Below are 14,679 nucleotides of genomic sequence, written 5' to 3' on the forward strand. Positions count from 1 at the left end.
CGGCTTTGCGCAGTGGTGCGTGCAAGCACGCACCCTACAGCGGCGCGCGGGCGATCCGCAGCAGCGCGTCACAATCGGCGTGTTCTTCCAGATGGTCGGCCAGCGCCTCGAGCGCGGATTCGACCCCGGCGCCATAGGCATGGCCCTCGGATGCCGCGCCCAGCCCGCGCAGAAAGGCGGCGCGAAAGCTGTCGGCGGTGAACAGGCCGTGCAGATAGCTGCCCATCACCTGACCGTCGGCGCTGATCGCGCCTTCGGGCTGACCGGCCACGCGAAAGAGCGGGCGCGCACGGTCGGCGCCCTCGGTCACGCCGATATGGATCTCGTAGCCCTGCGCGGCCTCGCCCGAGGCGTCGTGCACAGCGTCGGTGAGCGTCACGCGCTTGTCGCCGCGCATGATCGTCTCGACCTCCAGAAGGCCCAGCCCCTCGACACTGCTGGCCGGTCCTTCGATCCCGTCGGGGTCGGAAATCCGGCGGCCCAGCATCTGATAGCCGCCGCATAGCCCCAGCACCCGCGCGCCCCGGCGCAGGGCGGCGCGGATGTCGATATCCCAGCCCTGCGCGCGCAGATGGGCCAGATCGGCGATGGTGGATTTCGAGCCGGGGATCAGGATCAGATCGGCCTCGACCGGCAGGGGATGGCCCGGTGCGATGACCTCGACCGAGACGCCGGGCTCGGCCATCAGCGGGTCGAGATCGTCGAAATTGGCGATCCGGTTGAGTTGCGGCACGACGATGCGGAACGCGCCCGCACCTCCCTTGCGGCGCAGGTCGGCGGCATCCTCGGCGGGCAGGCGGTGGGCTTGGGTGAACCATGGCAGCACGCCCAGCCCGGTCCAGCCGGTGCGCGCGGCGATCAGGTCGTAGCCATCGTCGAAAAGCCGGGGATCGCCGCGAAACTTGTTGATCAGGAAGCCCTTGATCAGCGCGTTGTCTTCGGGATCGAGCACCGCCTGCGTGCCGACGATCTGTGCGATCACCCCGCCCCGGTCGATATCGCCTGCCAGCACCACGGGCACCCGCGCGGCCTGCGCGAAGCCCATATTGGCGATGTCGCCCGCACGCAGATTGACCTCGGCGGGCGAACCCGCGCCTTCGACGATCACCAGATCGGCCTCAGCTTTCAGGCGCGCGAAACTGTCGAGCACGGCGCCCATGAGCTGCGGCTTCAGCGCGGCGTAATCGCGGGCCTTGGCGGTGGTCAGGCGCTTGCCCTGCACCACGACCTGCGCGCCGGTCTCGGATTCGGGTTTCAGCAGGATCGGGTTCATATGCACCGATGGCGGGACCCCGCAGGCCATCGCCTGAAGCGCCTGCGCGCGGCCGATCTCGGCGCCATCGGGGGTCACGGCGGCGTTGTTGGACATGTTCTGCGGCTTGAACGGGCGCACGGTCAGGCCACGCCGCGCAAAGACCCGGCAGAAGCCCGCGACGAGCAGCGACTTGCCGACATTCGAGCCCGCGCCCTGGATCATCACTGTTGCGGTCATCGCGTCACCCCGGTGGTTTTGCGGTGGTTTTGCCCGTGTTAGCCGGGCCAAAGAAGGGGGGCTAGCCCCCCTCGGCGCCTGCGCGCCTCACCCCCCCAGGATATTCGCGGAACAAAGATGGGTCAGGTGACGCGCAGGGTCAGCGGCGGCAGGTTGATCCCGTCGATCCGGGTCGTCCATGTCTCGCCGCCCGCGACAGGCAGCGCGTCGGTCAGGGTTCCGGTCGAGACGATCCAGCCCGGCGCCAGCCGGTCGTCGCCAAGCTGGGCGACGAGGTAGCGCAGGGCGGCGAGCGGGCCGGTGCCCAGCACGTTCGCGCCCCGCCCTTGTGCCACTACTTGGTCGTCACGGATCAGCCGGATGTTGATCTGCGCGAGCGCGGCCAGAACGTCGGGGGTGGCCGGGACGAAGTCGCCGGTGACCAGCGCGCCGTGCAGGGCGCCCGCCGCGACGGTATCGGCGGCGCGAAAGCGCCAGCCGGGAAAGGGGCTGTCGACGATCTCGAACCCGCGCGCGACCCCGTCCACGCAGGCGGCGAGCTGGCTGTCGTCCATGTCGGGCGCGGGCGCGGCCGAAAGGCGCAGGACGATCTCGGGCTCGATCCGGGGTTCGACGAAGTCCGCGGCGGCGATGGGCCCCTGCCGCCAAGTCGTGTCGAAAACCGGGCCATGGATCGGTGCATGGACGTTATAGGCGTCCCAGATCGTGGTATTGGTGAAGCCCGTTTTCATACCGACCACCCGAGCGCCCCGGCGCAGGCGGGTTTTCGTCAGCTCGGCCTGTGCGGCATAGGCGCGGGGCAGGTCGAAATCCGGGTCGCTGTCGGTGATGGGGGCCATCGGCTGGCGATGGTCGAGCGCGTGCAGGATGGCGTCGGCGATGGTGATCATGCGCGACGCTCGCCCATTCGCAGGGCCATGTCCAGCATCCGGCACGAGAAGCCCCATTCATTGTCGTACCAGCCGAAGACTCGGATCAGCCCGACGCCGGTGACGCGGGTTTCGGGCAGGGCCATGACGATGGATTCGGGCCGCGCGCGCAGATCCGAGGACACGAGGGGTTTCTCGACCCAGCCCAGCACGCCGCCCGCATGACGCAGGACCTCGTTCACCGCCTCGACGCCCACGCGGCGCTCGGGGACGATGCACAGATCGACCGCCGAGACGCTGGCGGTGGGGACGCGGACCGCCGCGCATTCGATCACGCCTGCCAGTTCGGGCAGAACCCGGTCCAGCAGCCGGCCCGCGCTGGTCGTGGTGGGGACCATGGACAGCGCGGCGGCGCGGTTGCGCGCCATGTCGGAGGACCGGGGCGCGTCGATCGTCGGTTGCGAGCCGGTATAGCAATGGATGGTGGTCATCCAGCCCGCCTCGATCCCGAAGGCTTCGTTGAGCACGCGCGCCAGCGGAGCGAGCGCGTTGGTGGTGCAGGAGGCATTCGAGACGACACGCATCCCGGGCGTCAGAAGCCCGTCATTGGCCCCCAGAACCAGCGTCGCATCCGCGCTGTCCGAGGGCCCCGAGATCAGCACCCTTTGCGCCCCCGCCGCAAGGCCCCGCTCGGCGAAATCGCGGTTGTCGGCCTTGCCGGTGCATTCGAGCACGAGGTCGATCCCCGACAGGTCCAGCGTCGAGATGTCGGTCTGCTGCGTCAGCGCAAGGCGATGGCCCTGCACGTTCAGCGCGCCATCTTGCAGCTCGACCCCACTCAGCGGGCCGAAAACGCTGTCGAATTCCAGCAGATAGGCGCAGGTTTCCGGCGGGGCGATATCGTTGATCGCCACGATCTCGAGCCCGGGCCAGCGCCCCGAGAGCCAGGCGCGCAGCACTGTGCGGCCGATGCGTCCGAAACCGTTGATCATCACGCGCATGAAAGCCCCCTGCGACATTGAGCCCTTTGGCACCGGGTCCGGTGATCGTCTGACCCCGTGCTAGGCCTCTTTTGATCAAATCTCAACCGCTCGCGGGGGGCTGCGGGATTTCACCTGCAAAACGGTGCTGTCAGAAAAGCCGACCAAAAGAATCGGGATTGACTCGCCTGAGTGATTTTGTCAGGAAATGAAGGCATGGAACAGGAGCCCGATATGTCGCTTTATTCACAGCCCGATTTCACCCGCTCGACCCCGGTTGCCCGCAACGATCTGCCGCTGCATTCGGCCCGCGCGCTGACGCAAGGCGGCACGCAGGCGCAGATCGAACTGGATGGCAAGGTCTATGATCTGCGCATCACCCGCGCGGGCAAGCTGATCCTGACCAAGTAAGGTCAGAGCTTCACCCAGCGCTGCCCGAGCCTGGCCATCAGCACGGCCAGAATGATCCGGGCGAGGTGGTGCAGGGTGACGTAGACGGCGCTGACCTGCAGCGACAGGGCGACAAGGGCCATCTCGGTGACCCCGCCCGGCGCGAAAGCCAGGATCACCGCCGAGATCGGTTCATCGACCGAGCCCGCGGCCAAAACGGCGATGCCGGCGGCGATCAGCAGCATCGTGCCGACATGGACCAGCGAGAGCCGCAGGGCCAGCCCCACCTGACCGCGCGTGAACCCGGCAAGGCGCGCGCCCAGCGATGTCCCCATGATCCATTGCGTGACCAGCACCGCCCAGATCGGCGGTGCGGCATGCGTCAGTTCCATGGCATGGGCAATGCCGCTCAGCAGCAGCGGGCCCGACAGCATCGCGGCGGGGAAGCGCAGCACATGCGCAATGCCCCAGCCGCCCAGCCCCAGTGCGAACAAAACCGCCACATCCACCGTATCCAGAGGCGCACGGGCGCCCAGCGTGACGCCGGTCGACGAGCCGACGGCATGGCCTTCGATGATGGAAAAGGCGATGGGGATCAGCACGATGCACAGGATCAGGCGCAGGAATTGCAGCATGATCAGCATCTGCATGTCGGCGCCCGATTTCTCGCCCATATCGAGCGATTCGATGAACCCGCCCGGCATCGCCGCGAAATAAGCCGTCGGGGGCGTCAGCCCGCCCAGCTTGACGAAGATGGCATAGCCCAGAAGCTGCACCACCGGGATGAACACCACCAGCGCCGCCAGCGTAATCCACCAATGCAGCGCCTGCGTGGCGAAATCGGGCGGGAAACCCGCGCCGATCGACACGCCGATGATCGGGACGAAGGCGGTGCGCCATTTCTGAGGCACCGCCAGCGTGTGATTGGACACCTGAAGCCCCAGCGCCGTGGCCCCCGTCACCGCGACCATCGCCCCCAGCAGCATTGCCAGAGGCAGGCCGAAGGACTTCGCCAGAAGACCGCCGATACCGCTGAGGGCAAAGGTGACAACGATGGTGGGTAGCGGGATGCCGGAAAGCAGGCGGCTGAGATTGGGCATTCGGTCCTGTTCAGGTGCAGAGGCGGGGGTTCACATCTGTCCCCCCGCGATTTCAAGCGTCTGGCCGTTGATGCTGCCCGAATTGGGGCCGACCATCCATTCCGCCGCCGCCGCGACCTCGACCGGCGAGATCAGGCGCTTGTGGCGGTTGGTCTTGACCATCATCGCGCGCGCCTGATCGGTGTCGATCCCGGCGCGGGCGGCGATGGACTCGGTATTGCGCGCGACGATATCGGTGTCGACATAGCCGGGGCAGATCGCGTTGAAGGTCAGGTCCGAGCCCAGATAATCCTCGGACAGGCCGCGCATGAGGCCGATCATGCCGTGTTTCGACGCGGTATAGGCAGGCGCGCCCTTCAGCCCCTTGAGACCCGCAATGGACGAGATGAAGAGGGTGCGGCCCCAGCCCTCGGACAGCATCCCGCTCAGGCATTCGCGCACGGTGACATAGGCGCCGTCGAGGTTGATCGCCATCATGTTGCGCCAGAAGGTCATGTCCATCTTCGCCATCGACTTGCCCTCGGCGATGCCCGCATTGGCAACGCAGATGGTAATCGGGCCGCGCGCGGCGATGGCATCGGCGATGCCCTGCACGACGCTCTCTTCCTGCGCCACGTCCATGACCAGCGGATGCAGGCCGCTGGTTGCGGCGGCAGCCTCTTCCAGAACGCCGCTGCGGCGACCGGTGATGGTGACCTGCGCGCCGTTCGCGGCCAGCATCTGCGCGATGGCCAGCCCGATGCCGGTTCCCCCGCCGGTGACGAGCGCGTGGCGGCCCTTGAGATCTGTGGTCATGGTTTCCTCCCTCTGATCGCGGCGAGACTAGACTGCGCCCGGTAAGAGGAAAAGTGCCACGCCGTCTGACGTTACGGCTTTCAGCCGCGCTGTTGCGATGCGGGGTAGGTGCCCAGAATATGCAAACGCGTTGTGAAATATTTCAGCTCATCCAGTGCGAGCTGGACATTGGGGTCGTCGGGATGGCCCTCGATATCGGCGTAGAACTGCGTCGCGGTGAACGAGCCGTCGACCATGTAGCTTTCCAGCTTGGTCATGTTGACGCCGTTCGTGGCGAAACCGCCCATCGCCTTGTACAGCGCCGCGGGGATGTTGCGGACCTGAAACACGAAGGTCGTGACCATGCCGTGATCGCCGCGACGGGTCAGATCGGGTTCGGGCGACATCACAAGGAAGCGGGTCGTGTTGTGGTGGTTGTCCTCGATATCTGTGGCGAGCACATCGAGCCCGTAGATCTGCGCGGCAAGTTCGCTGGCCAGCACGCCTTCGTGCGGGCTGCGCTCTTTGGCCAGTTCCGCAGCCGCGCCAGCGCTGTCGGCGGCGGCATCGGCGCTGATGCCGTGGCGCTTGAGGAACCCGCGCGCCTGGGGAATCAGCACCAGATGGGCGCGGACATGGCGGATGTCTTCCAGCTTGGTGCCCGGCAGGCCCATCAGCGCGATGCGCACACGCACGAAAGCCTCATCGACGATATGCAGCCCGCTCTCGGGCAGCAGGCGGTGGATATCGGCCACCCGCCCATAGGTCGAGTTCTCGACCGGGACCATCGCCAGATCGGCGCGGCCGTCGCGGACAGAGTCAATGACCTCTTCGAAGGTGCGGCAGGGAACGGCCTCGAAATCGGGACGCGAGGCCGCGCAGGCCTCGTGCGAATAGGCGCCCGGTTCGCCCTGAAAAGCGATACGTTTGGTCATCGTGGCCTCCTGCCGAAAAATACGGCCCCTGCAGTGAATTGTCGCGGTAAGTAGCGCTTGAATTGGGCGATGGGAAGCGGGTAGAAGGGCGCGACTTCTCTGCAGGAACGGGATGCGACATGTTCGATACCATGGTTCTTACGAAGGCGGTCGGGGCGATCTGCGCCACGTTCCTGTTCTTCCTTGTCGGCAAATGGATTGCCGAAACTGTTTACATGCCGGGCCATGACGAAGCCCATGCGCATGCGGTTTACCCGCTGCCTCCCGAAGAGGGCGCAGAACCGGCCACCGAAGAACCGGCCGAAGAAATCGACGTCATGGCGCTTTACGCCGAGGCTGATGCCAGCGCTGGTGAAGGCCTGTGGCGCAACTGCCGCTCTTGCCACTCGCTGGAAGGCGCCAACGGCACCGGTCCGCATCTGGACGGCGTCGTCGGTCGCCAGATCGACGCGGTCGAAGGCTTCAACTATTCGGGCGCTCTGGAACAGCTGGGCACGACCTGGGATGTCGAGACCCTGTTCACCTTCCTCGCCGATCCGCGTGGCGCTGCCCCGGGCACCCGCATGTCGTTCCGTGGTCTGCCGGACCCGGAAGACCGCGTGAACCTGATCAAGTATCTGGAAGAGCACCCCGCCTGATCCACGCCGATCCCGGACGGGGCGCCGACCGCGCCAGGACAACAGGGCCGCCGCATTCGCGCGCGGCCCTTTCCCTTGCGCATTTCTCTGACCCTGCGGGGGGTTGCACACGATGTTTTGCAGGCCCGCGACGCGATACTCACGCAATCGCCACTTGCAACCGCTGCCCTGGCTGGATTTAGCTGGGGAGAGCCTATCTGACCCACGAGAAGTCAGACGCAAGCAGGAGAGCCGCATGACCCGACCCGCCGCCCGCGCCCGGAATCTTGATCCTATGCCCCTGATCCGCAGCCTGATCGGCGGCGCGGTTCTCGCCCTCGGGGGGATGGTGGTCGCAGGGCAAGCCGGGGGGCAAGAGGCGCGGCAGCCCGACCTTATCCAGACCTATGCTTATTCGTTTTACGGCGATCTCAGCTATCCGGCGGATTTCCCGCATTTCTCTTACGTGAACCCCGATGCGCCGGTGGGCGGCGAGTATTCCGAACACGCCTCGGGCACGTTTGATTCGATGAATCCCTATAGCCGCCGGGGTCGGGCGGGGCGCTATAGCCAGTCGATCTACGAAAGCCTGCTGGAAACCGGCGGCCCGTTCGGCGATGGCGCGCCGGCAGATGCCTATGGCGAGTATTACTGCCTGCTGTGCGAAAGCCTCGAATATCCCGAGACGATGGATTGGGTGATCTTCCATCTGCGACCCGAGGCGCGGTTTTCCGACGGCACGCCGGTCACGGCCGAAGACGTGGTCTTCACGCATAACCTGTTTCTCGAACAGGGGCTGCCCTCTTACGCCGAAGCTGTGCGCCAGCGCGTCGTCTCGGCCGAGGTGATCGACGAGTACACCGTGCGGTTCGACTTCGCCGAAGGGATCTCGCGCCGGTCGCTCATCGATCAGGTGGGCTCGACCCCGGTCTTCTCGAAAGCGTGGTTCGAAGAGAACAACGCCCGGCTCGATGAGCCGCGGCTGGAAACTTCGCCGGGGTCGGGGCCCTATATGCTCGACGAATACGAGATCAACCGCCACATCACCTATCGTCGCAATCCGGACTATTGGGGCTGGGACCTGCCGCAAAATCAGGGCCGCCACAATTTCGAGACGATCCGGGTCGAGTATTTTTCGGATGACGCCGCCGCGTTCGAGGCGTTCAAGACCGGCGAATACCTGTTCCGGACCGAGGGCAATTCGCGCCAATGGGCGATTTCCTATGATTTCCCGGCGGTCGATCGCGGCTGGGTCACGCGTGAAGAGGTGCCCGACGGCACGCCCCCCACGCCGACCGGGTTCGTGTTCAACCTTGCCCGCCCGCAGCTTCAGGACCCGCGCGTGCGCGAGGCGATCACGCTCGCCTATAATTTCGAGTGGTCGAACCAGCAGCTGCAATACGGGCTGATGGCGCGGCGCTATTCGTTCAGCCAGGGCACCAATCTGGAAGCCTCCGGCGTCCCCGAGGGCGATGAACTGGCGCTGCTGGAATCGCTGGGCGATCTGGTGCCGCCCGATCTGCTGACCGAGGAAGCCTATATCCCGCCGGAATCCTCGGCCGATGCGTTGCAGGACCGCCGCAACATGCGCCGCGCCAACCGGCTGCTGCAGGAAGCGGGCTGGATCGTCGGCGAGGACGGGGTGCGCCGGAACGAAGCGGGCCAGCCCATGCGTATCGAATTCCCGTATTCGACCGCCGGTTCGGCCACCGGCGAGGCGATCATCGAGAGCTTTCTCGAGAATCTGCGCGCGATGGGGATCGAGGCCGTGGGTCAGCGCATCGACCCGTCGCAATACACGCTGCGCCAGCGCGACCGCGACTATGACATGATCTTCGACGCTTATGTCGCGTTCCTCGATACCGGCACCGGCCTGCATCAGCGCTTCGGCTCGGAAGCGGCCGAATATTCGCTGTTCAACCCCGCCGGGTTGGCCAGCCCGCTGGTCGACCGGATCATCGACATCTCGCTCATGGCCGAGACGCCGGAAGAGCGTGACACCGCGCTCAGGGCGCTGGACCGCGTGCTGCGCTATGAGCGTTTCATGGTCCCGCTGTGGTACAGCCCCAACCAGTGGTTCGCCTACTGGGATGTCTATCGTCACCCCGAGGAATTCCCCTTCCTGTCGGCCGGTGTGATGGACTGGTGGTGGTTCGATGCCGACCGCATGGCCGAACTGCGCGCCGAAGGCGCCTTGTAAGGGCCGCCATACATCATGGGCGCCTATATTCTTCGACGGCTTCTCCTGGTGATCCCGACGCTGATCGGCGTGATGGTCATCAACTTCGTTCTGGTGCAATTCGTCCCCGGTGGCCCGATCGAGCAGGTCATCGCCACCATGCAGGGCGAAGGCGACGTGACGCGCGGCTTTTCGGGCGCCGGCGACGATGTGGCGCGATCAGGGGGCGGGGCGAGCGACCGCTATATCGGTGCGCGCGGCCTGCCGCCCGAATTCATCGCGCAGCTCGAGCGGGAATTCGGCTTCGACAAACCGCCCTTCGAGCGGTTCATCGACATGATGGTGAATTACTTCCAGTTCGATTTCGGCACCAGTTACTTCACCTCGAAAACGGTGATCGAACTGGTGATCGAGCGCATGCCGGTCTCGATCTCGCTGGGGCTCTGGTCCACGTTGATCGCCTATATCGTCTCGATCCCGCTGGGGGTGCGCAAGGCGGTCAAGGACGGCACGCCCTTCGACACATGGACCTCGGGCGTCATCATCGTTGGCTACGCGATCCCGGCATTCCTGTTCGCGATCCTGTTGCTGGTGATTTTTGCGGGCGGCTCGTATTTCCAGTGGTTCCCGTCGCGCGGCATTCATTCCGAGCGCGAGGTATGGGAGCAGCTGAGTTTTGGCGGCAAGATCCTAGATTACGCGTATCACATGGTGCTGCCGACGCTGGCGCTGACGATTTCCAGCTTCGCCACGCTGACCCTGCTGACCAAGAACTCGTTCCTTGACGAATTGCGCAAGCAATACGTGATGACCGCCCGCGCCAAGGGGCTGGTCGAACGCAAGGTGCTGTACGGCCATGTCTTCCGCAACGCGATGCTGATCGTGATCGCGGGCTTTCCGGCGGTGTTCATCGGTGCCTTCTTCGGCGGGTCGCTGATCATCGAGCAGGTCTTCTCGCTCGACGGGCTGGGGCGGCTGTTCTTCGAAGCGGCGCTGCAGCGCGATTACCCGGTGATCTTCGGCACGCTGTTCATCTTCACGCTGATGGGGCTGATCGTCGGCATCATCTCGGACCTGATGTATGTCTGGATCGACCCGCGTATCGATTTCGAAACGCGAGAGACCTGACCGATGGCCCTGTCCCCGCTCAACCAGCGTCGCTGGCGGAACTTCAAATCCAATCGGCGTGCCTATTGGTCGTTGTGGATTTTTCTGATCCTGTACGGAATCACCCTGTTTTCCGAGTTTCTGGCCAATGACGTCCCCGTCGCCGTCAGCTATCGCGGCGAGATCCAGTTTCCGATCTTCCAGTTCTATCCCGAAACCGCCTATGGCGGCGAGTTCCGCACGCAGGCCGATTACCGTATCCCCGAGGTACAATGCCTGATCGAAACCGGCGGCGTCGAATGGTGTCTCGACGATCCCGAGGACGCGATGGAGCAGGCCACGACCGGCATGGTCGAAGGGGAAGAGGTCTATGAGGGCTGGCTGCTCTGGCCGCTGATTCCCTATTCCTATGATACGATCAACAATATCGGCGGCCCCGCGCCTTCGGCCCCCGATGCCGATCACTGGCTGGGCACCGATGCCGCCGCGCGCGACGTGCTGGCGCGGGTGATCTACGGCTTCCGCCTGTCGGTGACCTTCGCTTTCATTGTCGTCGCCATCTCGTCGGTGATCGGCATCGTGGCGGGCGCGGTGCAGGGCTTTTTCGGCGGCCTGACGGACCTGATCGCGCAGCGCCTGATCGAGCTGTGGGGCTCGGTCCCGTCGCTCTATGTCATCATCATCGTCGCGGCGATCATACCGATGAATTTCTGGTTGCTGGTGGTGTTGATGGTGCTGTTCTCATGGACGGCGCTGGTGGGGGTGGTCCGGGCCGAGTTCCTGCGGGCACGCAATTTCGAATATGTCCGCGCCGCCCGTGCGCTGGGCGTGTCGAATGCCCGCATCATGTTCCGCCACCTGCTGCCCAATGCCATGGTCGCGACCGTCACCATGCTGCCCTTCATCGTCACCGGCGCGATCGGCACGCTGGCGACGCTGGACTTTCTGGGCTTCGGCCTGCCCGCCTCGGCCCCGTCGCTGGGCAACCTGACGCTTCAGGCGCGCCAGAACCTGCAGGCGCCGTGGTTGGGCTTTACCGCCTTCCTGACCTTCGCGCTGATGCTGAGCCTTCTGGTCTTCGTCTTCGAAGGCATCCGCGACGCCTTTGATCCACGAAAGACGTTCCGATGACCCTGCTCAAAGTGACCGACCTCGGTGTCGCCTTTCGGCAGGGCGGCAAGGAAACCCGCGCGGTGCGCGGCGTGTCGTTCGAGATCGCCGAGGGCGAGACCGTCGCGCTGGTGGGCGAATCGGGCTCGGGCAAATCGGTGACCGCGCTCAGCACCGTCGGCCTGCTGGGGGATGCCGCGCATCTGAGCGGCTCGATCACCTTCGAAGGGGCCGAGATGGTCGGCGCCCCCGCGGCCGAGCTGCGGCGCGTGCGCGGCAACGATATCAGCTTCATTTTCCAAGAGCCGATGACCTCGCTCAATCCGCTGCACACGATTGAGAAGCAGATCACCGAAGCGCTCGAACTGCATCAGGCGGTCAGCGGCGACGATGCCCGCGCCCGCGCGCTCGAGCTTCTGGACAAGGTCGGCATTCGTGACGCCGAGACCCGGATGAAAAGCTATCCGCACCAGCTTTCGGGCGGGCAGCGTCAGCGGGCGATGATCGCGATGGCTCTGGCCAACGGTCCGAAGCTTCTGGTGGCCGATGAACCGACCACCGCGCTGGACGTGACGATTCAGGCGCAGATCCTTGAACTGCTCGCCGATCTGAAGCGGACCGAGCGGATGTCGATGCTGTTCATCACCCACGATCTGAACATCGTCCGCCGGGTCGCCGACCGGGTCTGCGTCATGCAGAACGGCGAGATCGTCGAACATGGCCCGACCGAGCAGGTCTTCACCGCCCCCGCGCATCCCTATACGCGCAAGCTGCTGGAAGCCGAGCCGTCGGGCGCGCCCCTGCCGGTGCCAGAGGGCGCGTCGGAAATCCTGCGGACCGAGGATCTGCGCATCTGGTTCCCGATCCAGTGCGGCTTCCTGCGGCGCACCGTCGGTTACGTCAAGGCGGTGAACGAGGCCTCGCTCAGCCTGCGAGAGGGCGAGACGCTGGGCATCGTCGGGGAATCGGGCTCGGGCAAGACGACGCTGGCTTTGGCCATCGCGCGGCTCACCCGGTCCGAAGGCAAGATCGTGTTCATGGGTCGCGATATCTCGTCCTCGGGCGAGAAAGGGTCGGGGCGCGCAGCGCTGCGCGGGCTGCGGCGCGAAATGCAGATCGTGTTTCAGGACCCGTTCGGCAGTCTGTCGCCGCGCATGACGATCGAAGAGATCATCGCTGAAGGGCTGGGTGTGCACGGCGTGCCCACCGGCGGTACCGAACGCGAGGCGGTCGCGGCGATCATGACCGAGGTCGGGCTGGATCCGTCGATGATGGATCGCTATCCGCACGAGTTCTCGGGCGGGCAGCGGCAGCGGATCGCCATCGCTCGCGCGATGATCCTGCAGCCCAAGCTGGTGATTCTGGACGAGCCGACCTCGGCGCTGGACATGACCGTGCAGGTGCAGATCGTCGAGCTTCTTCGGGAATTGCAGAAAAAGCACCATCTGGCCTATCTGTTCATCAGCCACGACCTGCGCGTGGTGCGGGCGATGTCGCATCAGATCCTTGTGCTGAAGCAGGGCGACGTGCTGGAATACGGGCCGGCGGCGCAGGTGTTCGATGCGCCGCGCAGCGACTATACGCGCGCATTGCTCGCGGCGGCGTTCGATCTCAAGACCATTGGGCGGTCCGATACGGAGGACGCGTGAAGATCCTGTTCGTCCACCAGAATTTTCCGGGCCAGTTCCTGCATCTGGCGCCGGCTCTGGTGGAGCGCGGGCACGATGTCACCGCCCTGACCGACGAGACGAACGCGCGCCAATCCTCGATCACCACCTTTCGCTACCGCAAGCCGGACCCGCGCCCCGATCCCAAGGTCACGCAGCTTGGCACCACCTATTGCGAGATGACGAACCGCGCCTATCGCGTGTCGCGGGCCGCGCGGGTGCTGCGCGATCAGCATGGATATGTGCCCGACGTGATTTTCGGCCATGGCGGCTGGGGCGAGACGCTATTCCTGAAAGAAATCTGGCCCGAGGCGCGGCTTCTGGTCTATGCCGAGCTGTATTACGCGCCGCACGGGCTGGATGTGGGCTTTGACCCCGAGTTTGCTTCGGATAATCCCGAAAAAGCGTTGTCCGTCATCGCCCGGCAGGGCCATCAGGCGCTGATGATGACGCAGGCCGATGGCGCGTTGTCACCGACCGAGTTTCAGGCCGACACGTTTCCCGCCGCTTTCCGCGACAAGATCACCATCATCCATGACGGCGTCGATACCGACCGCGTCAGTCCGGATCGCGACGCGCAGGTGACCTTGCCCTCGGGCGTGCGGTTTCGCGCGGGCGACGAGGTTCTGACCTTCATCAATCGCAATCTCGAACCCTATCGCGGCTATCACTCGTTCATCCGCGCGCTGCCCGAGATCCTGCGCGCGCGTCCGAATGCGCAGGTGGTGATCATCGGCGGCGACGATGTCAGCTACGGAGCGCGTCCGCCGGCGGGCCAAAGCTGGAAAGAACTGTTTCTTGACGAGGTTCGCGACCGGCTCGACATGAGCCGGGTCCATTTCACCGGCAAGGTGCCCTATGCCAGCTTCCTGTCGCTGATGCAGTGCACGCGGGCGCATTGCTATCTGACGGTTCCTTTCGTGCTGTCGTGGTCGATGCTGGAAGCGATGAGCGCGGGTGCTCTGGTCGTCGGGTCGCGCACCGCGCCGGTGGAAGAGGTCGTCGAGGACGGCGTGACGGGGCGGCTGGTCGATTTCTTCGATACCGACGACATCGCCGCCACGCTGATCGACGCGCTGGCCCGGCCGGATGCGCATCGGTCGATGCGCGCGGCGGCGCGGGCCCATATCGTCGAGAATTACGACCTGCGGCGCGTCTGCCTTCCGCGCCTGATCGACTTCGTCGAATCCGCCTGAGCGCTTGCGCTTTGCCCCCAGGAGGGAGGGTTTAAGTCGGGCCTGACTACGGGCTGCTTATTCTTTTATGTGTTAAGTTATTCACCCTGCGCTGTCGGTTTTCCATGTCCGATCCAAAGCGTATTCAGGCCGGCCCGGCATTCCCTGATGCGGGGTCCGCAGCGTTTTAGGCGCAATGGTGCGCTGCGCAAGAATTTCAAGAATACCTTGCCGTTCTCAACGCCTAAAGATCATCAAAGTCGTTTAATAACAATGCTTTGACT

Annotated in this window: 13 protein-coding genes; 7 read left to right on the top strand and 6 right to left on the bottom strand. The window is 65.0% G+C overall.

What is annotated here, in order from left to right; all coding sequences use genetic code 11:
- Positions 1-34 precede the first annotated feature (34 nt).
- The 3 genes from JI664_RS08710 to JI664_RS08720 all read right to left on the bottom strand — a co-directional run bounded on the left by JI664_RS08710 (position 35) and on the right by JI664_RS08720 (position 3,362).
- Positions 35-1,492 (bottom strand): cobyric acid synthase, encoded by a 1,458-nt coding sequence (locus tag JI664_RS08710; protein WP_207013319.1) that lies wholly within the window; start codon positions 1,490-1,492, stop codon positions 35-37.
- Positions 1,493-1,614: 122 nt separating this feature from the next.
- A complete protein-coding gene (locus tag JI664_RS08715) occupies positions 1,615-2,382 on the bottom strand; it encodes a 2-keto-4-pentenoate hydratase (RefSeq protein WP_207013320.1) in 768 nt (255 codons plus the stop codon).
- Entirely contained in the window at positions 2,379-3,362 is a 984-nt protein-coding gene (locus JI664_RS08720; RefSeq protein ID WP_207013321.1) for a type I glyceraldehyde-3-phosphate dehydrogenase, read from the bottom strand. Before JI664_RS08720 ends, JI664_RS08715 begins: the two co-directional genes overlap by 4 nt.
- A gap of 195 nt (positions 3,363-3,557) precedes the next feature.
- Between JI664_RS08720 and hemP the strand changes: the two genes are divergently transcribed.
- Positions 3,558-3,752: a hemin uptake protein HemP gene (gene hemP, locus JI664_RS08725; protein ID WP_286173971.1), complete on the top strand. Its 195-nt coding sequence runs from the start codon at positions 3,558-3,560 to the stop codon at positions 3,750-3,752.
- A gap of 2 nt (positions 3,753-3,754) precedes the next feature.
- On the opposite strand, the gene JI664_RS08730 is transcribed toward hemP, so the two are convergent.
- From JI664_RS08730 to JI664_RS08740, 3 genes are all read right to left on the bottom strand, one after another.
- Entirely contained in the window at positions 3,755-4,831 is a 1,077-nt protein-coding gene (locus JI664_RS08730) for an AbrB family transcriptional regulator (protein WP_207013322.1), read from the bottom strand.
- A gap of 30 nt (positions 4,832-4,861) precedes the next feature.
- Entirely contained in the window at positions 4,862-5,626 is a 765-nt protein-coding gene (locus JI664_RS08735; protein WP_207013323.1) for an SDR family NAD(P)-dependent oxidoreductase, read from the bottom strand.
- Positions 5,627-5,706: 80 nt separating this feature from the next.
- On the bottom strand, positions 5,707-6,540 hold the full coding sequence (locus JI664_RS08740) for a prephenate dehydratase (RefSeq protein ID WP_207013324.1): 834 nt from the start codon (positions 6,538-6,540) through the stop codon (positions 5,707-5,709).
- Between the two features lie 119 nt (positions 6,541-6,659).
- On the opposite strand from JI664_RS08740, the gene JI664_RS08745 reads away from it, so the two are divergent.
- The 6 genes from JI664_RS08745 to JI664_RS08770 all read left to right on the top strand — a co-directional run bounded on the left by JI664_RS08745 (position 6,660) and on the right by JI664_RS08770 (position 14,416).
- Positions 6,660-7,178, top strand: coding sequence for a c-type cytochrome (locus tag JI664_RS08745; RefSeq protein ID WP_207013325.1), 519 nt, complete (start codon positions 6,660-6,662; stop codon positions 7,176-7,178).
- 235 nt (positions 7,179-7,413) lie between these two features.
- Positions 7,414-9,357 (top strand): extracellular solute-binding protein, encoded by a 1,944-nt coding sequence (locus JI664_RS08750; RefSeq protein WP_207013326.1) that lies wholly within the window; start codon positions 7,414-7,416, stop codon positions 9,355-9,357.
- 15 nt (positions 9,358-9,372) lie between these two features.
- Positions 9,373-10,464: a microcin C ABC transporter permease YejB gene (locus tag JI664_RS08755; RefSeq protein WP_207013327.1), complete on the top strand. Its 1,092-nt coding sequence runs from the start codon at positions 9,373-9,375 to the stop codon at positions 10,462-10,464.
- Between the two features lie 3 nt (positions 10,465-10,467).
- Entirely contained in the window at positions 10,468-11,574 is a 1,107-nt protein-coding gene (locus tag JI664_RS08760; RefSeq protein WP_207013328.1) for an ABC transporter permease, read from the top strand.
- Complete coding sequence (locus JI664_RS08765) at positions 11,571-13,202, top strand: ABC transporter ATP-binding protein (protein ID WP_207013329.1); 1,632 nt, start codon at positions 11,571-11,573, stop codon at positions 13,200-13,202. Before JI664_RS08760 ends, JI664_RS08765 begins: the two co-directional genes overlap by 4 nt.
- Positions 13,199-14,416, top strand: coding sequence for a glycosyltransferase (locus tag JI664_RS08770; RefSeq protein WP_207013330.1), 1,218 nt, complete (start codon positions 13,199-13,201; stop codon positions 14,414-14,416). Before JI664_RS08765 ends, JI664_RS08770 begins: the two co-directional genes overlap by 4 nt.
- Positions 14,417-14,679 lie beyond the last annotated feature (263 nt).

The sequence above is a fragment of the Rhodobacter sp. NTK016B genome (assembly GCF_017303295.1).
Lineage (GTDB): Bacteria > Pseudomonadota > Alphaproteobacteria > Rhodobacterales > Rhodobacteraceae > Pararhodobacter.

Excerpts from the sequence above, each read along its gene's own strand:
- JI664_RS08710 (WP_207013319.1), bottom strand. The coding sequence starts at position 1,492 with ATGACCGCAACAGTGATGATCCAGGGCGCGGGCTCGAATGTCGGCAAG.
- JI664_RS08715 (WP_207013320.1), bottom strand. The coding sequence starts at position 2,382 with ATGATCACCATCGCCGACGCCATCCTGCACGCGCTCGACCATCGCCAG.
- JI664_RS08720 (WP_207013321.1), bottom strand. The coding sequence starts at position 3,362 with ATGCGCGTGATGATCAACGGTTTCGGACGCATCGGCCGCACAGTGCTG.
- hemP (WP_286173971.1), top strand. The coding sequence starts at position 3,558 with ATGGAACAGGAGCCCGATATGTCGCTTTATTCACAGCCCGATTTCACC.
- JI664_RS08730 (WP_207013322.1), bottom strand. The coding sequence starts at position 4,831 with ATGCCCAATCTCAGCCGCCTGCTTTCCGGCATCCCGCTACCCACCATC.
- JI664_RS08735 (WP_207013323.1), bottom strand. The coding sequence starts at position 5,626 with ATGACCACAGATCTCAAGGGCCGCCACGCGCTCGTCACCGGCGGGGGA.
- JI664_RS08740 (WP_207013324.1), bottom strand. The coding sequence starts at position 6,540 with ATGACCAAACGTATCGCTTTTCAGGGCGAACCGGGCGCCTATTCGCAC.
- JI664_RS08745 (WP_207013325.1), top strand. The coding sequence starts at position 6,660 with ATGTTCGATACCATGGTTCTTACGAAGGCGGTCGGGGCGATCTGCGCC.
- JI664_RS08750 (WP_207013326.1), top strand. The coding sequence starts at position 7,414 with ATGACCCGACCCGCCGCCCGCGCCCGGAATCTTGATCCTATGCCCCTG.
- JI664_RS08755 (WP_207013327.1), top strand. The coding sequence starts at position 9,373 with ATGGGCGCCTATATTCTTCGACGGCTTCTCCTGGTGATCCCGACGCTG.
- JI664_RS08760 (WP_207013328.1), top strand. The coding sequence starts at position 10,468 with ATGGCCCTGTCCCCGCTCAACCAGCGTCGCTGGCGGAACTTCAAATCC.
- JI664_RS08765 (WP_207013329.1), top strand. The coding sequence starts at position 11,571 with ATGACCCTGCTCAAAGTGACCGACCTCGGTGTCGCCTTTCGGCAGGGC.